The organism is Pseudomonas sp. CAM1A (assembly GCF_047501685.1).
Lineage (GTDB): Bacteria > Pseudomonadota > Gammaproteobacteria > Pseudomonadales > Pseudomonadaceae > Aquipseudomonas.
The window spans coordinates 1-24,783 of sequence record NZ_JBFNXP010000009.1; the positions used below are offsets into that span (position 1 = coordinate 1).

7 protein-coding genes are annotated in these 24,783 nt (G+C 68.6%); 6 read left to right on the top strand and 1 reads right to left on the bottom strand.

Translation table 11 applies throughout. The annotated features are described in order from the left end of the window. The 4 genes from ABZO33_RS19715 to ABZO33_RS19730 all read left to right on the top strand — a co-directional run. The coding region (locus ABZO33_RS19715) for an amino acid adenylation domain-containing protein (protein WP_414537363.1) at positions 1–4,050 on the top strand (4,050 nt) is incomplete at its 5' end. Continuing rightward, positions 4,047–18,572 (top strand): amino acid adenylation domain-containing protein, encoded by a 14,526-nt coding sequence (locus tag ABZO33_RS19720; RefSeq protein ID WP_414537364.1) that lies wholly within the window; start codon positions 4,047–4,049, stop codon positions 18,570–18,572. The genes ABZO33_RS19715 and ABZO33_RS19720, both read left to right, overlap by 4 nt. 110 nt (positions 18,573–18,682) lie before the next feature. Next, positions 18,683–19,837, top strand: a complete 1,155-nt coding sequence (macA, locus tag ABZO33_RS19725; RefSeq protein ID WP_414537365.1) for a macrolide transporter subunit MacA — start codon at positions 18,683–18,685, stop codon at positions 19,835–19,837. Positions 19,838–19,839: 2 nt separating this feature from the next. Continuing rightward, positions 19,840–21,843: a MacB family efflux pump subunit gene (locus tag ABZO33_RS19730; RefSeq protein ID WP_414537366.1), complete on the top strand. Its 2,004-nt coding sequence runs from the start codon at positions 19,840–19,842 to the stop codon at positions 21,841–21,843. A gap of 133 nt (positions 21,844–21,976) precedes the next feature. Here the strand turns inward: ABZO33_RS19730 and ABZO33_RS19735 are convergent, their stop codons facing one another. Further along, complete coding sequence (locus ABZO33_RS19735) at positions 21,977–22,624, bottom strand: helix-turn-helix transcriptional regulator (protein ID WP_414537367.1); 648 nt, start codon at positions 22,622–22,624, stop codon at positions 21,977–21,979. Positions 22,625–22,846: 222 nt separating this feature from the next. Here ABZO33_RS19735 and hisN point away from each other — a divergent pair, with 222 nt between their 5' ends. Together hisN and ABZO33_RS19745 are read left to right on the top strand one after the other, a co-directional pair. Continuing rightward, positions 22,847–23,638: a histidinol-phosphatase gene (gene hisN, locus ABZO33_RS19740; protein ID WP_414537368.1), complete on the top strand. Its 792-nt coding sequence runs from the start codon at positions 22,847–22,849 to the stop codon at positions 23,636–23,638. Positions 23,639–23,662: 24 nt separating this feature from the next. Continuing rightward, the gene (locus ABZO33_RS19745; protein WP_414537369.1) at positions 23,663–24,709 is read left to right on the top strand and encodes a metal-dependent hydrolase; all 1,047 of its coding nucleotides are present in this window, start codon (positions 23,663–23,665) and stop codon (positions 24,707–24,709) included. The last annotated feature ends 74 nt before the right edge of the window (positions 24,710–24,783 follow it).

A 24,783-nucleotide genomic window follows, 5' to 3' on the forward strand; every position in this document is an offset into this window, starting at 1 on the left:
TTTGCGCTGTTTGCGCTGGTCAACAACTACGGCCCGACCGAGACCACCGTGGTGGCGACGTCGGGGCAACTGCAACCGGGCGGCGCGCTGCATATCGGCAAGCCGACCGCCAACACTCGCGTCTATGTACTGGATGAGCAATGCCAGCCGGTGCCGGTGGGCGTGACGGGCGAGCTGTACATCGGTGGCGGGCAGGTTGCTCGGGGCTACCTCAACCGCCCTGAGCTGACTGCCGAACGCTTCCTCGACGATCCGTTCAACGGCGGGCGGATGTACCGCACGGGCGACCTTGTGCGCTGGAACACCGACGGCACGCTGGACTACCAGGGCCGCAACGACGACCAGGTGAAGATCCGTGGCGTGCGGGTCGAGCTGGGCGAGATCGAAGCGGCGCTGAAGGCCCAGCCGGGTATCGCCGATGCCGTGGTGCTGGTGCGTGACGAGCGTCTGCTGGCGTGGTTCACCGAAACCGCCGTGGTCGATCTCGACGCCTTGCGCCAAGGGCTGCAAGCCAGCCTTCCAGGGCACTTGATACCGCAAGCGCTCACGCGTCTGGACGAGCTGCCGCTGACCCGTCACGGCAAGCTGGACCGCAAGGCCTTGCCGGAACCAGCCATGCTTACCGGCCAGGCCTACGTCTTGCCGCAAGGCCCGGTGGAAACCACCATCGCCGCGATCTGGGCTGAAGTGCTGGGCGTTGCTCAGGTTGGGCGCCACGACAACTTCTTCGAACTGGGCGGTCACTCGCTGCTGGCCGTGAGCCTGACCGCGCGCCTGCGCCAGGCCGGCCTGCAGACCGACGTGCGCACCCTGTTCGGCCAGCCGACGGTGGCGGCGCTGGCGGCGACCCTGGGCCATGGCCGCCAGGTCGAGGTTCCGGCCAACCGGATCCCGGCCGGCTGCACCCAGATCACCCCGGACATGCTGTCGCTGGTGGAGCTGGAGCCTGCCGCCATCGAGCGCATTGTCGCCACGGTGCCGGGCGGTGCGGCCAACGTGCAGGACATCTACCCGCTGGCGCCGTTGCAGGAGGGCATTCTCTACCACCACCTCAGCTCGCCGGAGCGCGACCCCTATGTGCTGGCCTCGCGCATGGCCTTTGCCAGCCACGAACGCCTGCAGGCCTTCATCGACGCTTTGGGCAAGGTCATCGCCCGTCACGACGTGTTGCGCACCGCTGTGCTGTGGGACGGCCTGCCGCAAGCGTTGCAGGTGGTCTGGCGCCATGCCGAGCTGGCGGTGTTCGAGGTGGCCGACGAGGCTGCGGTGCCGCATACCCTGGCCCTGGAGCAGGCGCCGCTGGTGCGCCTGTACCACTGGCCGGACGCGCAGGGCGCCGGGCGGGTGGCCGCGTTGCAGTTCCACCATATCGTCCTCGACCATACCGCGCTGGATGTGCTCGGCCGGGAACTGGTTGGCTACCTGCACGGCGCGCCGGTACCTGCCGAACAGGGCGTGCCGTACCGCAACTACGTGGCCCAGGCGCGCCTGGGTGTCAGCCAGGCCGAGCACGAGGCGTTCTTCCGCGAGCAGTTGGGCGATATCGACGAGCCGACCCTGCCGTTCGGCCTGGCCGATGTGCAGGTCGACGGCCTCGGCATCGAAGAGGCCCAGCTGTGGCTGGACGAAACCCTGGCCAGTGGTCTGCGCCAGCAGGCCCGGCAACTGGGTATCAGCGTCGCCAGCCTGTTCCACCTGGCCTATGCCCGCCTGCTGGCCGCCGCCAGTGGCCGCGACAGCGTGGTGTTCGGCACCGTGCTGCTCGGTCGCCTGGAAGGCGGCGAGGGAGCGGACCAGGCGCTGGGGATGTTCATCAATACCTTGCCGCTGCGTCTGGACTTGGCAGGTCTCGACCTGCGCGATGCGGTGCACCAGACCCAGCAGCGCCTGAGCGCCTTGCTCGCCCATGAGCATGCCTCGCTGGCCCTGGCCCAGCGTTGCAGTGGGGTGCCGGCCCCGGCGCCGCTGTTCAGCGCCATGCTCAACTACCGCCACGGCGGCCAGGCAGACGGCGACCGGGGCCTGGCCCTGCAGGGCATCGAGACCCTGGACAGCATCGAGCGCAGCAACTATCCGCTGAGCCTGAGTGTGGACGACATCGGCGAAGGCTTCCGCCTGGTCGCCCTGGCTCCGGCGGCGGTTGGCGCTGCGCGTATCTGCACGCAGATGCAGCGGGTGCTGGAAGCCATGGCTGAAGCCTTGACCCAGCAGCCGCGGCAAGGGCTGCTGCAACTGCCGGTGCTTTCGGTCGAGGAACGCCACCAGCTGGTGTACGACTTCAACTGCACGGCGCAGCCCCACGATCTGGAGCAGACCCTGCACGGGCTGATCGAGGCCCAGGCACTGTGTACCCCGGGCGCCGTGGCGGTGAGGGCCGAGGAAGGCGAGCTGACCTATCGTCAACTCGACGAGCAGGCCAACCGTCTGGCCCATCACCTGATCACGCTGGGCGTGGAGCCCGACGACCGGGTGGCGATCTGCGTCGAGCGCGGATTGTCGATGGTGGTCGGCCTGCTGGCGATCCTCAAGGCTGGTGGCGCCTATGTGCCGCTCGATCCGGACTATCCAGCCGAACGGCTGCGCCACATGCTGGTCGACAGCCAGCCACGGGCGCTGCTGGTGCAACAAAGTACCTGGGCGCTGGTTGGCGAGGCGGCGGTGCCGCTGGTCAACCTCGACCAGGCGGATTGGAGCCGTCAGCCAAGTCACAACCCGCAAGTACCGGGCCTGAGCGCCGCCAACCTGGCCTATGTGATCTACACCTCCGGTTCCACCGGCCTGCCCAAGGGGGTGATGGTCGAGCACCGCAACGTGGTCAATCTGGTGCACTGGAGCGCCGGGCTGTTCCCAAGCGAGGGCGCGGTGCTGCACAAGACCCCGGTGAGCTTCGACGCCTCGGTGTGGGAGCTGTTCTGGCCGCTGTGCAGCGGGCTGCGCCTGGTGTTGGCGCGTCCGGATGGCCAGCGTGACCCGCAGTACCTGGCCGAGCTGATCGAGCGGCAGCAAGTCGGCGTGGTGCAGTTCGTACCGGCGCTGCTGCAGCAGTTCCTCGAGCACGGCGCCAGCGCAGCCTGCGCCAGCCTCACCGATATCGTCTGCGGTGGCGGCGAACTGACCGAGGCCCTGGTACGTCAGGTGCGCGAGCGCCTGCCACGGGTAAGGCTGCATAACGTCTACGGCCCGACCGAAACTACGGTCGATTGCAGCGTCTGCACCTTGCACCCGCAGGATCCATTGACGCCTGGCGCGCTGCCGATTGGCCGGCCGATCGACAACACCCGTTTGTACGTGCTCGATGCCCACGACCAGCCCGTGCCGCTGGGCGTCGCTGGCCAACTACACATCGGTGGCGCCGGGGTAACCCGTGGCTACCTGGGGTTGCCGGAGCAGCAGGCCGAGCGCTTTATCGCCAGCCCGTTTGTCGAGGGTGAACGCCTGTATCGCAGTGGCGACCTGGTGCGCCAGCGCCCTGACGGCAGCCTCGAGTTCCTTGGCCGTACCGACCACCAGATCAAGCTGCGTGGCCTGCGTATCGAGCCGGGCGAGATCGAGGCTTGCCTCACCCGGGTTGCCGGGGTACGCGAAGCCGTGGTGCTGGTGCACGACGCCCAGCCGGCCGGCCCGCGCCTGGTGGCCTACGTCACCGGCGACGTGCCTCCCTCCGAGGCCCTGCGCGAGGCGTTGCTGGGGCAACTGCCCGAGTACATGGTGCCGGCGCTGTTCATGGCGCTTGACGCCTTGCCGCTGACCCCCAATGGCAAGCTCGACCGCAAGGCGCTGCCGCAGCCGGACCTGCCGGCGCGCCAATACGAGGCGCCCGAAGGCGACACCGAACAGCTGCTGGCGCGCATCTGGGGCGAGCTGCTGGGCGTGGAGCAGGTAGGGCGCCACGACAACTTCTTCGAACTGGGCGGCCACTCGCTGCTGGCCGTGACCCTCACCTCGCGCCTGCGCGAGGCGGGCCTGGAGGCCGACGTGCGCAGCCTGTTCGAACATCCGACGCTGGCAGGCTATGCCGCCATCACAGACAGAATGGAGATCGTCCTGTGAGCATCAACGAACTACTGGCGACCCTGGCCGCCAATAATGTCCAGCTGGCCCTCAAGGATGGCCAACTGGTGGTCCAGGGCAATCGCCAGGCCCTGAGCGACGCCGCGCTGGTGGCCCGACTGCGCGAGCACAAGCCAGCGTTGCTGGGGATGCTCGAGCGTGGCGAGTACGTGGCGGTGCGCCACGGTAGCGTCGAGGTACCGGAAAGCCGCATCCCGGTCGACTGCGCGCGGATCACCCCGGCCATGCTCAGCCTGGTCGAGCTCGACCAGGCCAGCATCGACCAGCTGGTTGAAGGCGTGCCCGGCGGCGCGGCCAACGTGCAGGACATCTACCCGCTGGTACCGTTGCAGCAAGGCATGCTGTTCCACCATGCCAGCGCCGGCGACCACGATCCCTACATGATGCAGGCGCGCTTTGTGTTCGCCAGCAGCGCCCGGGTCGAGGCCTTTGCCCAGGCCCTGCAAGGGGTGATCGATCGCCACGACATCCTGCGCACCTCGGTGCACTGGAAAACGCTCGAAACGCCAGTGCAGATGGTCTGGCGCAAGGCCCGGCTGCGGGTTACCCAGCTTGCCGAGGGCCAGTTGCCAGACACCGGTTTCGACCTGACCCAGGCACCGTTGATACGCCTGCAATGCCAGGCGGCGCAGGCGGATGGGCGGGTGCACGCGACCTTGCAGTTCCACCATGTGGCCATGGACCACAGCGCCCTCGAGGTGGTGCGTCACGAGATGCTCGCCTTCCTGCTCGGCGAGAGCGGCCAACTGGGCCGTCCGGTGCCGTTCCGCAACCATGTGGCCCAGGCCCTGCTGGGCGTCAGCCAGGCCGAGCACGAGGCATTTTTCCGCGACATGCTTGGCGGCGTGGACGCGCCGACCCTGGCCTATGGCCTGGCCGACGTGCAGGGCGATGGCGCGGCGTTGAGCGAACACGTGCTGGAACTCGACCCGACGCTGTGCCGGGAACTGCGCGCCCAGGCGCGCAGCCAGGGGGTGAGCGTCGCCAGCCTGTTCCACCTGGCCTGGGCACGCGTGCTGGGTGGCCTCACAGGACATGACCAGGTAGTGTTCGGCACCGTGATGATGGGCCGTCTGCAAGGCGCCGAAGGCACCGACCGGGCGCTGGGCATCTTCATCAATACCTTGCCGCTGCGGGTGGATCTGGACGCCGACTGCCTGAGCACCGCGATCAAGGCCACCCACCAGCGACTGAGCACGCTGATGCGCCACGAGCACGCGCCCCTGGCCCTGGCCCAGCGTTGCAGCGGCGTGGCGGCGCCGACGCCGCTGTTCAACGCCTTGCTCAACTACCGCCACAGCGCGGTCTCCGGGTCTGAAGCGGTGCTGCGCGCCGGCTGGGCCGGGATCGAAATCCTGCATGCGGCCGAGGCCACCAACTACCCACTGGTGGTCAGCGTCGATGACCTGGGCAGCGGCTTTGCCCTGACCCTGCAGACTGTGGCGCCAGTGGACGGAGGTCTGGTCTGCCAGCTGTTCCAGGGTGTCCTTTCAGAGTTGGCCCAGGCGCTGGAGAGCGCTCCAGACACGGCTGTGCAACAGTTGTTTACGCTGCCTGCGCAGGAGCGCGAGCGCGTGGTGCGTCAGTTCAACGCCACGGCGCGGGACTACCCGCGTGACCTGGCCGTGCACCGTTTGTTCGAGGCCCGGGTCGCGAGCTCACCGGATGCGCTGGCGGCGGTCCACGGCCAGCATCAATGGACCTTCGCTCAGCTTGAGGCCCAGGCCAATCGCCTGGCTTGCTACCTGTTCGAACAGGGCGTGGGAGCCGGTGATCGCGTGGCCTTGCTGCTGCCTCGTTCGGTCGATCTGCTGGCGGCCCAGCTGGCCGTAAGCAAATGCGCGGCGATATACGTGCCGCTGGACGGCAATGCCCCGGTTGAGCGCCAGGCATTCATGGTGGCCGACAGTCAGGCGCGGATGGTGCTGACCCACAGCGACCAGCCTCACGTGGACGGCGCACACCGGGTCGAACTCGACCGGCTCGACCTGAGCGACTATGCCGAGGAGCCGCTGGGCCTGCCGGTGGATGCCGGCAGTGCGGCGTACATCATGTACACCTCCGGTTCCACCGGCACGCCAAAGGGCGTGCAGGTGCCGCACCGCGCCATCGTGCGGTTGGTGATCAACAACGGCTTTGCCGACTTCAATAGCCAGGACCGCGTGGCCTTCGCCTCCAACCCGGCGTTCGACGCCAGCACCCTGGAAGTCTGGGCGCCGCTGCTCAACGGTGGCGCGGTGGTGGTGATCGAGCAGAATCAGGTGCTGTCGCGTCAGGGCCTGCGTGAAGTGCTGCTGGAGCAAGGCGTCACGGTGCTGTGGCTGACCGCCGGGCTGTTCCACCAGTTCGCTGACGACCTGCTGCCGGCGTTCCGTGGCCTGCGTTACCTGATGGTCGGTGGCGATGTGCTGGACCCGGCGGTGATCGCCCGGGTACTGCGCGATGGCGCGCCGCAACACCTGCTCAATGGCTACGGCCCGACCGAAGCCACCACCTTCAGCACCACCCACGAAATTACCGAAGTGGGCGAGGGCAGCATCCCGATTGGCAAACCGATCGGCAACAGCCGCTGCTACGTGCTCGATGCCCGCCAGCAACTGCTGCCGGTGGGGGTGGTGGGCGAGTTGTATATCGCCGGTGACGGGGTGGCCCTGGGGTATCTGGGGCAGCCGGAACTGACCGCTGAGCGCTTCCTGCCGGATCCGTTCAACGGCGGCACCATGTACCGCAGTGGTGACCTGGTGAGCTGGCAGGCCGACGGCACCCTGCGTTACCTGGGGCGCGCCGACCAGCAGATCAAGCTGCGTGGCTTCCGTATCGAACTGGGCGAGATCGAAGCGCGTCTGGGCGAGTGCCCGGGCGTTCGCGATGCCGCCGTGATCGTGCGTGAGGACACGCCGGGCGACAAGCGTCTGGTGGCCTATTTCACGGGCCATCAGGCGATCGCCGAAATGCACCGGCAGCTGCAAGGCCAGTTGCCGGACTACATGTTGCCCTCGGCCTATGTGCAAATGGATGCGCTACCGTTGACCGCCAACGGCAAACTCGACCGTCGCGCCTTGCCGCAGCCTGGCAGCGAGGCCGTGGTCAGCCGCGCCTTCGAGGCGCCACGGGGTGAGATAGAAAACGCGCTGGCGGCGATCTGGGCTGAGCTGCTCAAGGTCGAGCGGGTCGGCCGCCACGACCACTTCTTTGAGCTGGGCGGCCATTCGCTGCTGGCCATGCGGCTGGTGTCCCAGGTGCGCCTGCGCCTGGGGGTGGAGCTGAACCTGACGGACCTGTTCGCCAATGCCGAGCTGGTTGCGTTGGCGCAGGTGCTGGCCAATGCCAGTCATACTGAGCTGCCGGCGATTGTCGCGGTTGACCGCGAGCAGCCCCTGCCGTTGTCGTTCGCCCAGCAGCGCCTGTGGTTCCTGGCCCAGCTGGAGGGCGGCAACCAGGCCTACAACGTGCCGCTGGCCCTGGGCCTGCGCGGGGCACTCGAGGGCGACGCGCTGGAGCGCGCCCTGCTGTGCATCGTTGCCCGTCATGAAGGCTTGCGCAGCCGCTTCGTGCCCACAGGCGACGGCGCCGAGGTGCACGTCACCGCCACGCCGCAACCGGGCTGGCTGCGGCGCCTGAGCCTGGCGCCCGATGACCTGGCCGCGCACCTGCAGGCCGAAGCCGCCGCGCCGTTCGACCTGGTCGAGGGACCCTTGCTGCGCGCCAGCCTGCTGCGCCTGGAGGATCAGCACCATGTGCTGCTGCTGACCCTGCACCATATCGTCGCCGACGGCTGGTCCCTGGGCGTGCTGACCCGTGAGCTGGGCGCGCTGTACCCGGCCATGTGCCAGGGCCTGGAAGACCCGTTGCCGGCCCTGGCCATCCAGTACGGCGACTATGCCGTGTGGCAGCGGCGCTGGCTTGCCGGTGAGCAGCTGCAACGCCAGGCCGATCACTGGCGCCAGGCCCTGGATGGCGCGCCGGCCCTGTTGAGCCTGCCAAGTGATCGGCCACGGCCGCCACGCCAGGACTTCAGCGGCGCCAGCCTGGCGCTGCAGCTGGATCCGCGCCTCGGTGCCGGCCTGCGTGCCTTGGCCCAGCGGCATCAGGCGACCCTGTACATGGTGTTGCTCAGTGCCTGGGCCGCGACCCTGGCGCGTCTGTCCGGGCAGGCCGAGGTGGTGGTGGGCTGCCCGGTGGCCGGGCGCGGCCATGCCGAGCTTGAGCCGCTGGTGGGATTGTTCGTCAACACCCTGGCGCTGCGCATCGACACTGCGGGCGCACCGAGCAGCGAACGCCTGCTGGCCCAGGTGAAGGCACGCCTGCTCGACGCCCAGGCGCACCAGGACCTGCCGTTCGAGCAGGTGGTGGAGATCGTCCGCCCGGCGCGCAGCCTGGGCCATACGCCGCTGTTCCAGACCACCCTCAACTGGCTGGCCACCGAGGGCGCCGCGGCGAGCCTGGCAGGTTTGCGCCTGGAGGGCGTGGCCCAGGCCAGCCAGGTGGCCAAGTTCGACCTGTCGCTGAGCATGGGCGAGCAAGGCGAGGCGCTGGTCGGCAGCCTCGAGTACGCCACGGCGCTGTTCGATGAAAGCACTGTGCGCCGTTTCGCCGGTTACTTCGAAACCCTGCTGCAGGCCATGGTCGCCGACGACCAGGCGCCGCTGGCCGAGGTCGAACTGGTAGACGCCGTCGAGCGCCGTCGCCTGCTGCATACCTTCAACAGCAGTGCCCGGACGTTCCCGGTCGACCAGACCCTGCCGACCCTGATCGAGGCCCAGGCGGCCCGTGCCCCGCAGGCGCTGGCTGCGGTGGCCGGCGCTGCGCGCCTGAGCTACGGCGAGCTGAACCAGCGCGCCAACGCCCTGGCCCATCACCTGATCGAACGGGGCGTGAGGCCCGACGACCGGGTCGCGGTGGTCGCCCGACGTGGCCTGGATACCCTGGTGGCGCTGTTGGCAGTGCTCAAGGCCGGTGGCGCCTATGTGCCGGTGGACCCGGCGCATCCGGACGAGCGCCTGCGCTACCTGCTCGAGGACAGCGCCCCCGTGGTGGTCCTGGCCCAGCAGGTGTTGCTGGCGCGTCTGGATGGGCTGACCGTGCCCGTGCTGGCGCTGGACCGGCCGGACTGGCCGGCGCGCACGGACAACCCTGAGCTGACCGGGCTGCTGGCCAGCCACCTGGCCTACGTGATCTACACCTCCGGCTCCACCGGGCAACCCAAGGGCGTGATGGTCGAGCACCGTACCCTGGCCAACCTGGTGCAGTGGCATTGCAAGGCCTTCGAGCTGGGCGCCGGCGAGCACACCGCCAGCGTCGCCGGCTTCGGCTTCGACGCCATGGCCTGGGAGGTCTGGCCGGCCCTGTGCGCCGGCGCGGTGCTGCATCTGCCGCCGGCCGAGCTGGGTAATGAACAGCTCGACGAGCTGCTGGCCTGGTGGCTGGAGCAACCGCTGAAGGTGGCCTTCCTGCCGACCCCGGTCGCCGAATATGCCTTCACCCAGGGGTTGCGCCATCCGACCCTGCGCACCCTGTTGATCGGCGGCGACCGCTTGCGCCAGTTCACCGCTGACCCGGGCTGCGTGGTGGTCAACAACTATGGCCCCACCGAGGCGACGGTGGTCGCCACCTCCGGCCTGGTGCTGCCGGGCGGGGCGCTGGACATCGGCCGGCCAATCGCCAATGCCCGGGTCTATCTGCTGGACGAGGCGCGGCAACTGGTGCCGTGCGGCGTGACCGGCGAGCTCTACGTGGGCGGTGCCGGGGTGGCGCGTGGCTACCTGAACCGTGCGCAACTGACGGCCGAGCGCTTCCTCGACGATCCGTTCAGCGAAGCGCCCGGCGCACGCATGTACCGCACGGGCGACCTGGCTCGCTGGAACGCCGACGGTACCCTGGACTACCTGGGGCGCAACGACGACCAGGTGAAGGTGCGTGGCCTGCGCATCGAGCTGGGTGAAATCGAGGCACAACTGCTGGCCTTGCCTGGCGTCGCCGAAGTGCTGGTACTGGCCCGCGAGGACCAGCCCGGCCAACCGCGCCTGGTGGCCTACTACATCGCCGCCGGCGAGGCGCAGCCGGTCGGTGCCCTGCGCGCCGCCCTGCAACAGCGCCTGCCGGCCTACATGGTGCCCGCCGCCGTGGTGCGCCTGGATGCCTGGCCATTGACCGCCAACGGCAAGGTCGACCGTCGGGCGCTGCCGTTGCCCGAGCGCGAGGCGTCGGCCAGCCAGGCCCACGAGGCCGCCGAAGGCGCCCTGGAAACGGCCCTGGCCGAGCTGTGGTGCGAGCTGCTGCAGTTGCAACGGGTAGGGCGCCAGGACCGCTTCTTCGAACTGGGCGGCCACTCGCTGCTGGCCATGCGCATGGTCGGCCAGGTGCGGGCGCGCCTCGGCCGCGAGCTGTCGCTGGGCGAGCTGTTCGCTGATGACCGCCTGCTGGCGGTGGCGGCGACCCTGGCCGAGCGCGGCGGCGAGGTGCTGCCGGCCATCGAGCCGACGCCCCGTGGCCAGTCCCTGCCACTGTCGTTCGCCCAGCAGCGCCTGTGGTTCCTGGCGCAGATGGACGATGCCAGTGCTGCCTACCATATTCCTCTGGGCCTGGCCATGCGCGGCCCGCTGGACCGTGCGGCGCTGGAGCGGGCACTGGCGCGCATCATCGAGCGTCACGAAAGCCTGCGCAGCCACTTCACCCAGGAAGGCGCCGAGGCGCGGGTGCGGGTGAGCCCAGGGCGCGGCGGCTTTGCCCTGGCCTGGCACGACCTGCGCGGCGCCGCGCAGCAACTGCCCGAACTGATGCAGGCCGAAGCGCTGCTGCCCTTTGACCTGGCGCACCAGTTGCCGGTGCGTGGTCGCCTGCTGTGCCTGGCGGCGGAGCATCATGTGCTGCTGCTGACCTTGCACCATATTGTCGCCGACGGCTGGTCGATGGGCGTGTTCACCCAGGAGCTGGCGGCGCTGTACCAGGCCTTCAGCGAAGGGCGCGACGATCCGCTGCCGGCGCTGGCGATCCAGTACGGCGACTACGCCCTGTGGCAGCGCCGCTGGCTGGCCGGCGACGCGCTGCAGCGCCAGGGCGAATACTGGCAACAGGCCCTGGCCGGTGCGCCGGTGCTGCTGACCTTGCCCACCGACCGGCCGCGGCCGGTGCGTCAGGATTACCACGGTGACCGGGTCGAGATACAGTTGGACCGGCGCCTGAGCGAAGACCTCAGGGCGCTGTGCCTGCGGCACGGGGTCACCCCGTTCATGCTGTTCGGCGCCGCCTGGGCGGTGCTGCTGGCGCGCCTGTCCGGTCAGGCCGAGGTGGTCATCGGCACCCCGGTGGCCAACCGTCGGCAGGCCGAGGTCGAAGGGCTGATCGGCTTGTTCGTCAACTCCCTGGCGCTGCGCATCGATACCGCCGGCACGCCCGATGTCGGCGCGCTGCTGGCCCGGGTCAAGGCCTGCTTCAGCCAGGCCCAGGACCATCAGGACCTGCCCTTCGAACAGGTGGTGGAGCTGCTGCACCCGCCGCGCAGCCTGGCCCATACCCCGCTGTACCAGGTGTCGCTGGCCTGGAACGGCGTGCCGGGCGAGGCCTTGCGTCTGAGTGGGCTGCAACTGCAGGCGCTGGGCAGCGCGCAGGTGTTCGCCAAGTTCGACCTCACCCTGAGCCTGGGCGAGACCGCCGACGGCTACGGCGGCGCCCTGGAGTTCGCCACGGCGTTGTTCGACCGGGCGACCATCGAGCGCCATGTCGGCTACCTGGAACAACTGCTGTGGGCGATGGCCGGCAGCGACCAGGCGCTGTTGGCGAAGGTCGAGCTGCTGGGCGCTGCCGAGCGTCGCCAGGAGCTGGTGACCTGCAATGCGAGTGAACTGGTCGGCGGTCTGCAGCAACCGCTGCAGGCGTTGTTCGAGGCGCAGGTGGCGCGTACGCCGCAGGCCATCGCAGTACAGGCCGAAGATGGCCAGCTCAGCTACCTGCAACTGAACGAGGCGGCCAACCGCCTGGCCCATCAACTGATCGCCCAGGGCGTGGTCGCCGACAGCCGTGTCGCGGTGTGCCTGGCCCGTGGGCCGCAACTGCTGGTCGGGCTGCTGGCGGTGCTCAAGGCCGGTGGTGCCTATGTGCCGCTGGATCCGGGTTACCCCGACGAGCGCCTGGCCTACATGCTCGCCGACAGCGCACCGGTGGCGCTGCTGGTGGACGCCGGCAGCCGCGGGCGCTTCGCCGGCAGCGCGGTGCCGCGCCTGGACCTCGACCAACCGACCTGGGCCGGCCTGTCGCCAGGCAATCCGCAGGTCCCGGGCCTGGGCGCCCGTCACCTGGCCTACGTCATCTACACCTCCGGCTCCACCGGCACGCCGAAAGGGGTGATGGTCGAGCACCGCAGCCTGTGCAACCTGGTGCACTGGAGTTCGCGGCTGATCGCCCCGACCGTCGAGGGCGCGCTGCTGCACAAGACCCCGGTGAGCTTCGACGCCTCGGTGTGGGAGTTGTTCTGGCCGCTGTGCGCCGGGCTGCGCCTGGTGCTGGCGCGCCCGGACGGCCAGCGCGACCCGGCCTACCTGGCGGCGCTGATCCAGCGCCAGCGGGTCAGCGTGGTGCAGTTCGTGCCGGCGTTGCTGCAGCAATTCCTTGCCCTGGAGGCGAGCGCGGCCTGCGACAGCCTCACCGATATCGTCTGTGGCGGCGGCGAGCTGACCACGGCATTGCTGCAACAGGTGCGCGAGCGCCTGCCGCAGGTGCGGCTGCACAACGTCTATGGTCCGACCGAGGCCACCGTCGATTGCAGTGTCTGGACCCTGGAACCCGGGCAACCACTGCCTGAAAGCGCGCCACCGATCGGCCGGCCGATCGCCAACACCCGGTTGTACGTGCTCGACCGCAACGGCCTGCCGGTGCCCCGTGGCGTGGTGGGCGAGTTGCACATCGGCGGCGTCGGCGTGGCCCGTGGCTACCTCGGCTTGCCGCAACTGGACGCCGAGCGCTTCGGTGACAGCCCGTTCGTGGTCGGCGAGCGCCTGTACCGCAGCGGCGACCTGGTGCGCCGTCGGGCCGACGGCGAGCTGGAATTCCTCGGCCGTGACGACTTCCAGGTCAAACTGCATGGCCTGCGTATCGAACTGGGCGAGATCGAGGCCTGCCTGGCCAGTCATCCGGCCCTACGCGAAGTGGTGGTGCTGCTGCGTGGCGAGCGCCTGGTCGCCTGGTTCACCGCCCACGACGAGGCGCCAGGGATCGAGGCGCTGCGCCGACACATCCTGGCGCAGTTGCCGGACTACATGGTGCCGTCGGCCTATGTGGCGCTGCCGGACATGCCACTGACCGCCAACGGCAAGCTCGACCGCCAGGCGCTGCCCGAGCCCGGCGCCGAGTCCGTGCTCAGCCGTGCCTACGAGGCGCCGCAAGGGGAGGCCGAAACCCATCTGGCGGCACTCTGGGCCGAGTTGCTGAACGTGCCGAGGGTAGGGCGCCAGGACCACTTCTTCGAACTGGGTGGCCACTCGCTGCTGGCGGTGACCTTGATCGCCCGTCTGCGTGCCGAGGGGCTGGAGGCGGATATCCGCGTGCTGTTCGCCGAACCGACCCTGGCCGCCCTGGCCGCGACCCTCGGTCAGCATGGCGGGCCCCAGGTACCGGCCAACCGCATCGGCGCCGACTGCCGGCGCATCACTGCGGACCTGCTGCCGTTGGTGGCGCTGGAGCAAGCGGCCATCGACCGGATCGTCGCCCAGGTGCCGGGCGGCGCCGCCAACGTGCAGGACATCTACCCGCTGGGGCCGTTGCAGGCGGGGATCCTCTATCACCACCTGGCCAGCGAGGGAGACGATCCGTACCTGTTGCAGGCGCGATTCGCCGTGGCCGACCGCACGCGGCTGGAGGCGTTGCAACGGGCCTTGGACCAGGTCATCGCCCGGCACGACATCCTGCGCTCCTCGCTGTACTGGGACGGCCTGGCCGAGCCGGTGCAGGTAGTGTGGCGCCAGGCAGCGCTGCCGGTGCAGGAGGTGGCGCCGCAGGCACCGCTGACCCTGCGCCTGGACCTGACCCGCGCACCGCTGCTGCGCCTGCTGTACAGCCAGGACCCGGCCAGCGGGCGCATTACCGCGACCTTGCTGTTCCACCACTTGGTCATGGACCATGTAGCCCAGGATGTACTGCGCGCCGAACTGCAGGCCTGCCTGCTCGGCGAGCAGTGCCAGTTGCCCGCGCCGGTGCCTTACCGCAACTACATTGCCCAGGTGCTGCAGGGCGCGGGCGAGGCCGAGCACGAGGCGTTCTTCCGCGAACAGCTGGGCGACATCGACGAGCCGACCTTGCCCTATGGCCCGCATCCGCTGGCTCATCAGAACGCCGAGGCCGAAGCCCGGCTCTGGCTGGACGATGGGCTGGCACGGCGCCTGCGCGAGCAGGCGCGTTTGCTGGGCGTCGGTGCCGCCAGCCTGATGCACCTGGCCTGGGGCCTGGTGCTCGGGCAGTTGTCGGGGCGCGACAGCGTGGTGTTCGGCACCGTGCTGCTCGGTCGCCTGCAGGGCGGCGAAGGCGTGGAACGCGCCCTGGGCGTGTTCATCAACACCTTGCCGCTACGCCTTGAGGTCGGCCGCCTGCCAGTGCGCGAGGCGCTGCTCGACACCCACCGCCGGCTCACCGGGCTGCTGGTGCACGAGCATGCGCAATTGGCCCTGGCCCAGCGCTGCAGCGCGCTGCCGCCCGGCGCGCCGCTGTTCAGCGCCTTGCTCAACTACCGCCACAGCGCCACGGCCCTGGCCGCTGACAGTGCGGCCGGGCGCGCCTGGGAGGGCATCGAGCTGTTGCATGCGCAGGAGCGCAGCAACTACCCGCTGGCCCTGAGCATCGACGACCTGGGCGAAGGTTTTGCCCTGACCGCGCAGTGTGCGCCGGGCCTGGATGCGTTACGCCTGTGCGGCTATCTGCGCCAGGCCCTGGAAAACCTGGTCGAGGCCCTGGCGCAGGATCCCGAGCGAGGCCTGGAGCGGCTGGATATCGTGCCGGCCGAGGAACGCCAGCGGCTGCTGGTGGGTTACAACGCCACGCAGCGCGACTACCCGCGCCAGCTGCCTGTGCAGCGTCTGTTCGAGCAGCAGGTGGCAAGCCATCCGCTGGCGCTGGCGGCGCGCCATGATGAACGCCAGCTCACCTACGGCGAGCTCAACGAGCAGGCCAACCGCCTGGCGCACTGGCTGATCGGCGAGGGCGTGGCGGCAGGCGACCCGGTGGCGATCCTGCTGCCGCGTTCGTTGCCCTTGCTGGTGGCGCAGCTGGCGGTGCTCAAGTGCGCGGCCATTTATGTGCCGCTGGACATCAACGCCCCGGCCGAGCGCCAGGCGTTCATGGTCCAGGATTGCCAGGCTGTGGCGCTGCTGACCCTCGGCAGCCTGGCCGCGGAGTGTGAGGTGCGGCGTATCGACCTGGATTGCCTGGCCCTGGACGACCAGCCGGCGTACAACCCGAACCTCGCGCAGGACGCCGACGCGGTGGCCTACGTGATGTACACCTCGGGCTCCACCGGCACGCCGAAGGGGGTGCGGGTAACCCATCGCGGCATCACCCGGTTGGTGCTGAACAACGGCTATGCCGACTTCGACGCCAGTGACCGTTTTGCCTTCGTCTCCAACCCGGCGTTCGACGCCGCCACCCTGGATGTCTGGGGTGGGCTGCTCATCGGCGGCCAGGTGCTGGTGATCGATCACCAGACCCTGGTCGAGCCGGCGCGGTTCGCCAGCGCGTTGCGTCAGGGCGGTGCCAGCGTGATGTTCGTCACCACGGCGCTGTTCAACCAGTACGTGCAACTGATCCCCGAGGCCCTGGCCGGGCTGCGCATCCTGCTGTGTGGTGGCGAGCGCGGCGAGCCAGCCAGCTTCCGGGCGTTGCTGGCGCGGGCGCCGAACCTGCGCCTGGTGCACTGCTACGGGCCCACCGAGACCACCACCTTCGCCACCGCCTGCACCGTGCGGGCCGTGGCCGACGGCGCCGAGCATGTGCCGATCGGCGGCCCGATCGGCAACACCACGGCCTATATCCTCGACGGGCACGGGCGCCTGCTGCCCGAAGGCGTGACCGGTGAGCTGTACATCGGCGGCGACGGCGTCGCCCTCGGCTACCTGAATCGCCCGCAACTGACGGCCGAGCGTTTCCTGGACGACCCGTTCGGCACCGGGCCCGGCGCCAGGCTGTACCGCACCGGCGACCTGGCCCGTTGGCGCGAGGATGGCCAGCTGGAGTGCCTGGGGCGCAGCGACGACCAGGTGAAGATCCGTGGTTTCCGCATTGAGCTGGGCGAGATCGAGCAGCACCTGGTCCAGTGCCCGGGTGTGGATGAAGCCGTGGTCATGGCCTTGCGCCTGGAGCACGGGCCGCTGCGCCTGGTGGCCTGGTACACCCGCATCGACGCGGCCCTCGACGGCGTGGCGCTGCGCGGCTTCCTGCGCGAACGGCTGCCGGAGTACATGCTGCCGGCGGCGTTCGTTGTGCTCGAGGCGTTGCCGTTGACCAACAATGGCAAGGTCGACCGCCGGGCGCTGCCGCTGCCGGGCGCGCAGGACCTGGCCGTGGCGGTGTTCGAGGCTGCGGCTACGCCGGTGGAGCAGGCGTTGGCCGCGCTGTGGGCGCAGGTGCTGGAGGTCGAGCGGGTGGGGCGGCATGACAGCTTCTTCGAACTGGGCGGGCATTCGCTGTCGGCGATCCGCCTGGTGGACGAGATGCGCCAGGCCGGCCTGTACACGACCCTGGCGGAGCTATTCCAGCACCCGACCATCGCCACTTTGGCTCCACGCCTGGGCGAGGGGGCGTACGAGGACGAGGACGAAGGCCTGGTCACGGTGCGCGCCACAGGCAGCCAGCCTGCACTGTTCCTGATCCACGAGTTCAGTGGCCTGGACCTGTACTTCCCGGTCCTGGGGCGGCATATCGAAGGGGATTTCCCCATCTACGGCCTGGCCGGCGTCGCCTTGGGGGAGGCGCAACTGAACACCATGGAGTGCCTGGCCGCGCGCCTGGTGCGGCAGATTCGCGCCGTGCAGCCACACGGGCCGTATCGGCTGGCGGGCTGGTCGTTCGGCGGCGTGCTGGCCTACGAGGTGGCCGCGCAGTTGCTGGGCGCGGACGAGCCGGTGGCCTTTGTCGGCCTGATCGACACCTACGTGCCACGCCTGAGCGACCAGGGCAAGGCGCGCTGGCAAGGGCCGCACCTGTTGCAAGGGCAGCTGTTGCTGCATTGCCGGGTGCACTGGCAGGCGCAGGGCGAGGCGGGGGCCGCGCAACTGGCCGAGATCGAAGCATTGCAGCCCGGGGCGCTGGCGTTCGACGCGCTGCTCGCCCACTGCCGTGAGCGGCAACTGCTGGTGCCCAGCCTGGTCCAGGCCAGCGACGAGCAATTGCGCCACTTCTTCGAGCGTCACCTGGCCCATGGGCATGCCCTGGCCCACTACCGTCTGGCACCGTTGCCGGTGCCGCTGCACCTGTTCGTGGCCGAGCAGCGTAGCACCGGTATCGTCACCGACAGCCCGACCCTGGGCTGGGCCGAGGCCTTGCTGGGACAGGCGCTGCGGTGCCTGAGCGTGCCGGGTGATCACCAGAGCATGGTGCAGGACCCGCAGGCGGCGGTGCTGGGCCAGGCCATGGCGCAGGCATTGCAGGTCGCGCCCGGCCTTGTGCCGACGCACCAGCCGCTGCTGGCCATCCAGAGCGGCACGCCGTCCCATGTCCCGGTGTTCTGCGTGCCGGGGGCCGGCGACAGCGTGACCAGCTTCATCGGCCTGGCCGAGGCGCTGGGGCCGAACTGGCCGGTGCATGGCCTGCAGGCCCGGGGCTTGGCCGCAGGCGAGGTGCCGCACAGCGCGGTGGAGGCGGCTGCCGACTGCCATGTCCAGGCCATCGAGGCGTTGTACCCCGAAGGCCCGCTGAATCTGCTCGGGCATTCGTTCGGTGGCTGGGTGGCTCATGCCATGGCGGCACGCTTGCAGGCCAAGGGGCGCGAAGTGCGCTCCCTGACCCTGATCGACAGCGAGGCGCCGGGCGCAGGGGGCAGTTGCGGCAAGCCGTACACCTTTACCCAGGCCTTGCAGCGGCTGATCGAGTCGTTGCAACTGTCCACCGGCAAGTCGTTGGGCATCGAGCCTGTGGCCTTCGCCGCAGCCGACGACCAGGAGCAACTGTGCCAGCTGCATGCGGCCATGGTACGGGTCGGCCTGATGCCGTCGCGTTCTTCGGCGCAGGCGCTCGAGGGCGTGGCGCGGACCTTCGCCACGGCCCTGCGCACGGTGTATCGCCCCGAGGGTGGATTCAACGGCCTGGCGCGCCTGGTGCTGGTCGCGGATCCGAGCCTGGACGCCGCCGGCAACCAGCGCGAGCAGCAGGCCATGGAGGAAGGCTGGCGCGAATGGCTGCCGCAGTTGGAGGTGTGGCAGGGGCCGGGCAACCACTTCAGCATCCTCAAGGTGCCGGATGTGTTCAGCCTGGCGGCGTGGTGGCATGACGGGCAGGCCCTGTATCACAGCAGGGTGAAGCAGTAACACCGTCGTGAGAGCGGGCTTGCAACGCGATGGCGTCTCCTTTGAGTGGCGCCATCGCGGGGCAAACCCGCTCCCACGGGACCTCATCAGCTTCAGGAAGAACGGGTTTTATGGAAAAGTCGAAGTTTCGCAAGATCGCCCTCGGCGTCGCCGTGGCCCTGGTCGCCGGCATCGTGCTCTACGCGGTACAGGCCCCAGCCAAGCCGCCGCAGTACATCACCGCCACGGTCGAGCGTGGCGATATCGAAAATGCGGTGCTGGCCACCGGCACCCTGGAAGGCATCCGCCAGGTGGACGTCGGCGCCCAGGTTTCAGGGCAGCTCAAGTCGCTCAAGGTCAAGCTTGGCGACAAGGTCGCCGAAGGCCAGTGGCTGGCCGAAATCGACCCGTTGGTGCCGCGCAACTCGTTGCGTCAGGCCGAGGTCGATGCCGAGAAGCTGCAGGCCGAGCGCCGCTCGGTGCAGGCCAAGCTCAAGCAGGCCAAGCGGGTCTACGAGCGCTACGACGTGCTCCAGGCCGACGAGTCGATCTCGCGCCAGGACTTCGAGAACGCAGAGTCCGAGTTCGAGGTGCAGCAGGCCAACCTGCGCTCGCTGGACGCGCAGATCAAGAGCGCCCAGGTGCAGATCGACACGGCGCGGGTCAACCTCGGTTACACCCGCATCGTCGCGCCGATCAACGGCCATGTGGTGGGTATCGTCACCCAGGAAGGGCAGACGGTGATCTCCAACCAGCTGGCGCCGGTGATCCTCAAGCTGGCCGACCTCGACACCATGACCATCAAGGCCCAGGTGTCCGAGGCCGACGTGATTCATATCAGCCCCGGCCAGCAGGTGTACTTCACCATCCTCGGTGACGACAAACGTTACTACGCCAAGCTGCGCGGCACCGAGCCCGCGCCGCAGAACTACCTGGAAAGCAGCGACAAGAGCGGCGCCGCCGCCAAGCAGGCCAGCGCGGTGTTCTACAACGCGCTGTTCGAGGTGCCCAACCCCGAGCACCGGCTGCGCATCTCGATGACCGCCCAGGTGCGTATCGTCCTCGACACCGCCCTGGGCGTGCTCACCGTGCCGGTGGCGGCGCTGGGGCCGCGCGACGCCGACGGCAGCTTCGCGGTACGGGTGCTCGACGGCAAGGGCTTCGCCCAGGTGCGCAAGGTCCAGGCGGGGATCAACAACAACGTCAAGGTGCAGGTCAAGGACGGCCTGGCCGAAGGCGACCGCGTGGTGATCGGCGAACCGGTGTCGGGCGAGGCGGGGGCGTGAGCATGAACATGAACGTGGAACTGTCGCCGGCGCGGGCGGTGTCGGCGCTCGAGGACCAGCCGCTGCTGCGCCTGCAAGGGGTCAGCCGCAGCTTCATGGCCGGCGACCGTGAGTTCCTGGCGCTCAAAGACATCGACCTGGAAATCCATGCCGGCGAGCTGGTGGCGATCATCGGCGCCTCGGGCTCTGGCAAGTCGACGCTGATGAACATCCTGGGTTGCCTGGACCATGCCAGTGCCGGCAGCTACCAGGTCAGCGGCCAGGAAACCCGCGATCTCGACGACGATGCCCTGGCCGCGCTGCGGCGGGACCACTTTGGTTTCATCTTCCAGCGTTACCACCTGTTGCCGCACCTGGACGCCCTGCGCAACGTGGAGATCCCGGCGGTTTATGCCGGCGTGCCCCAGGCCGGGCGCCATGCCCGCGCCCGCGAGCTGCTCTGCCGACTGGGGCTGGGCAGCCACCTGGCGCACCGCCCGAGCCAGCTGTCCGGGGGCCAGCAACAGCGGGTGAGTATCTGCCGGGCGCTGATGAACGGCGGCGAGGTGATTCTCGCCGACGAGCCCACCGGGGCCCTCGACACCGCCAGCGGCAAGGAGGTGATGAACATCCTGCTGGAACTGCACGGCGCCGGGCACACGGTGATCCTGGTGACCCACGACCCCAAGGTCGCCGCCCATGCCGAGCGGATCATCGAGGTCAGCGACGGGCAGATCGTCAGTGACCGGCGCACCCGCGCCGAGCCTCTCGCGCCGTCCCCCGACGCCGCACCGGCCCGCGAGCAGGCGCCACGGCGGCTGGTGGCCAGCCTCGGGCTGTTTCGCGAGGCCTTCAAGATGGCCTGGATCGCCCTGGTCTCGCACCGCATGCGCACCCTGCTGACCATGCTCGGGATCATCATCGGCATCACCTCGGTGGTGTCGATCTCGGCCATCGGCGAGGGCGCCAAGGGCTATGTGCTCAAGGACATCCAGGCGATCGGCAGCAACACCATCGACATCTACTCCGGCAGCAGTTTCGGCGACAGCCGGGCCAAGGCCATCGAGACCCTGGTGCCGGCCGACGTGACCGCGCTCAACGAACTCTATTACGTCGACAGCGCCACCCCGGTGATCGGCCAGAGTTCGCTGGTGCGCTACCGCAACATCGACGCCGACGTGCAGCTCAACGGCGTCAGCGAGCAGTATTTCCAGGTGCGCAACATTCCCCTGGCCGCGGGGATCGTGTTCAGCGCCGATGATGCCCGGCGCCAGGCCCAGGTGGTGGTGATCGACCACAATACGCGCAAGCGCCTGTTCGGCGACGGCGTCAACCCGTTGGGGCAAGTGATCCTGGTCGGCAACTTGCCGTGTACGGTGATTGGTGTGACCGCCGAGAACAAGAACCTGTTCGTCGCCGGCAACAGCCTGAACGTGTGGATGCCCTACGAGACCGCCGCCGGGCGCGTGCTTGGCCAGCGCCACCTGGACAGCATCAGCGTGCGGATCAAGGACGGCTTGCCGAGCAAGCGGGTGGAGGAGGAGGTCAACAAGCTGATGCTGCAGCGCCACGGCACCAAGGATTTCTTCACCAACAACCTCGACAGCATCATGCAGACCGTGCAGAAGACCAGCCGCTCGCTGACCCTGCTGCTGTCGCTGATCGCGGTGATATCCCTGGTGGTGGGCGGGATCGGGGTGATGAACATCATGCTGGTGTCGGTGACCGAGCGCACCCGCGAGATCGGCATCCGCATGGCGGTGGGGGCGCGGCAGTCGGATATCCGCCAGCAGTTCCTGGTGGAGGCGGTGATGGTCTGCCTGATCGGCGGGGTGATCGGGATCGGGCTGTCCTATGCGATCGGGTATCTGTTCGCGCTTTTCGTCAAGCAGTGGGAGATGGTGTTTTCACTGGGGTCGGTGGTCACGGCGTTTGTCTGCTCGACCTTGATCGGCATCGTGTTCGGCTTCGTGCCGGCGCGCAATGCGGCGCGGTTGGACCCTATCGAGGCGCTGGCGCGGGACTAGGCCTGATGGCTTGAGAGCGAGCGCCGCATGCGCGGCGCTGCAACTCGGGTGGCCCGCGTCGGCTAGTGTGGTGTTTTGCAAATACGACCAATAAAGCGCCGCGAGTTATGGTCGTTATTTGTGAAACACCACACTAGACCTCGGCATACATCCAGCGCATCAGCGAGTGGCGTCCGCTGATCCCCAGCTTGATCGCCGCCCGGCGCAGGTAACTCTCCACCGTATTGACCTTGAGCCGCAGATACTCGGCCTGCTGCGGCGCCGTGCGCCCGGCCAGCAAGCCCTCGCACACCTGCATTTCGCGCTCGGACAGGCGGATGCCAGTCTGACGCAGCCGCTCGAGAAAGCGCTGTTCGAGGCTGTCGGGGTCTGCGGGTGCCGGCGCGGCAGGCTGCAGGGCATTGATGTGTTTTTCCAGCATGGGCAGCAGCAAAGGCGATATATCCTCGAGCCGGCTGCGTTCGGTGGCGGAAAAGCCCGCACGGGTATCGGCGCGCAAGACCGTGATCTCGTAGCGGTAGCCATCCTTGCGCCGGGCCAGGTGCAGGCGCGCCGGGTCGTCGAAGCCTTCACCCGCATCGCCGGTGCTGAACACCGTCTCGCTGACCAGGGTCGCGTCGAGCCGGGTGGCGCAAGCCGGGTCGATGCGCAGTTGGCGGATGTGCGTGGCGTCGATGGTCAGGTGGGTCTGGATCAGGTCGTGCAGGTGCCGGGGGAAATGGCGGCTACCGGTACTGGCTATGACTTTGCCGATCTGCGGAAAGAGCAGGTGCGAATTCATCGTGTCATCCATGATAGGCGGTGGAACGGAGGCCCTTGCGCCAGCAACCAGCATCCTTGACTGTCGGCCGGGCCATCGGGTGCTAGCTATCCTAGTACAACGAATCAGTGACGGTTAAATGAAGCAGCAATAATGGCATAACAATATCATTGGTGACGGCAGACGTGTGTCCATGCACGACTCGGGTATGATGCGCATCCCATCCAACAACGAGACCGCCCCATGTCCCTGAGCGCTGAACAGATCGGCGAATTCCGCTCTTTCTCCGAGCAACTGGCCGATGCCGCCGCGGCGGCGATCCAGCCGTACTTTCGTGCCAGCCTGGATGTCGAGGACAAGGGGGGGCGCCTGTACGACCCGGTGACCATCGCCGACAAGGCCGCCGAAGAGGCCATGCGCGCGCTGATCCAGGCCCACTATCCCAGCCACGGCATACTGGGCGAAGAGCAGGGCGCGGCACTGGGCAGCAGCCCCTTGACCTGGGTGCTCGACCCGATCGATGGCACCCGCGCCTTCATCACCGGCCTGCCGCTGTGGGGCACGCTGATCGCTCTCAACGACGGCACCCGCCCGGTGCTCGGAGTGATGAACCAGCCGTTCACCGGCGAACGCTTCATCGGCACCCCGCACGGCGCCTGGCGCAATGGCACGCCGCTGAAGACCCGCGCCTGCGCCGACCTGGCGTCGGCCACGCTGATGTGCACCACCCCCGACATGTTCGACACCCCGGCGCGCAAGGCGGCGTTCGAGGCGGTCGCCGGCAAGGCCCGGCTGATGCGTTATGGCGGTGATTGCTATGCCTACTGCATGCTGGCGTCCGGATTCGTCGATGTGATCGTCGAGGCCAGCCTGCAGCCGTACGACGTGCAGGCGTTGATGCCGATCATTGAAGGCGCGGGTGGGGTGATCACGTCCTGGGATGGCGGCTCGGCCCAGGATGGGGGCTGCGTGGTGGCTTGTGGCGATCCGGCGTTGCATGCGCAGGTACTGGCGATGTTGCGTCACGCCATCTGATAGACCCTGCACGAGACGTTTGCCGTGGACTCAATCACCCAAGCCGTGCTCGGCGCTGCCCTGCAAGGCACCGTACTGGGCCGTATCCAGGGCCGCCGTTCGCTGATCTATGGCGCCGCCCTGGGGACATTGCCCGACCTGGATGTAGTGATCCGCTACGCCGACCCGGTGTCGCAGATGACCTTCCACCGAGGGTTTTCCCATTCGATCTTCGTCCTCACCGGCCTGGCCCTGTTGCTGGCCTGGCTGGTCGCCTGGCGCTGGCCGGACCGAGGCTATACCCCGGGCAGGCTGTTCCTGGCGTTCTGGCTGGCGCTGGTCACTCACCCGGTGCTCGATGCCTTCACCGTCTACGGCACCCAGCTGCTCTGGCCCCTGCACCTGACGCCGGAAAGCTGGGCGGCGGTGTTCATCATCGACCCGGTGTATACCGTGCCGTTGCTGCTGGCGGTGGGCTATGCGGCGATCAGCGGCTTGAAGGGCAGGGCGACCGCGATGCTGTGCCTGGCACTGGCGTTCAGCACGCTCTACCTGGGTTTTGGCCTGGCCGGGCGCATGGCCGCCGAGCAACGTTTCCACCTGGCCTTGCAGGCGCAGGGGGTCGAGGCCAGTGAGGTCCGCGCGGTGCCTATCGCCTTCAACAGCCTGATCTGGCGGGTGCTGGCGAAAACCCCGGATGGCAGCTACTACGAGGGCGTGAGCAGCGGGTTCGACCGCGAACCGCCGGAGATGCTGCGCCAGTCGCGCAATCTGGAGGCTGCCAAGGTACTGGCGGGCGCGCCGCTGTACGAGCGCCTGCGCTGGTTCACCGATGACTGGCTGCGCTACGACATCATTGGTGACGCGCTGGTGGTCACCGACCTGCGCATGGGCATGCCAGGCAACTACAGTTTCCGCTTCGAGATGGCCCGGCGTGACGCCGCAGGGCAATGGGCGGTGATCCAGCCCAGGGGCTGGGTGGGTGGCGGCGCTGCCTCGTTGTTCGATGGCGAACGGCTGAGTTTGATCTGGCGCCGTATCCTCGACCAGCAACCGCCACTGCCACTGGCCGTGTGGGCGGGGCATTTGTAGGCGGCTGCTCGGCGAGCAAAAAAAGCCCGCCGGGTGGCGGGCTACAAGGGCTTAGGGAGCAACACACAACAAAT

Excerpts from the sequence above, each read along its gene's own strand:
- ABZO33_RS19730 (WP_414537366.1), top strand. The coding sequence starts at position 19,840 with ATGAACATGAACGTGGAACTGTCGCCGGCGCGGGCGGTGTCGGCGCTC.
- macA (WP_414537365.1), top strand. The coding sequence starts at position 18,683 with ATGGAAAAGTCGAAGTTTCGCAAGATCGCCCTCGGCGTCGCCGTGGCC.
- hisN (WP_414537368.1), top strand. The coding sequence starts at position 22,847 with ATGTCCCTGAGCGCTGAACAGATCGGCGAATTCCGCTCTTTCTCCGAG.
- ABZO33_RS19735 (WP_414537367.1), bottom strand. The coding sequence starts at position 22,624 with ATGAATTCGCACCTGCTCTTTCCGCAGATCGGCAAAGTCATAGCCAGT.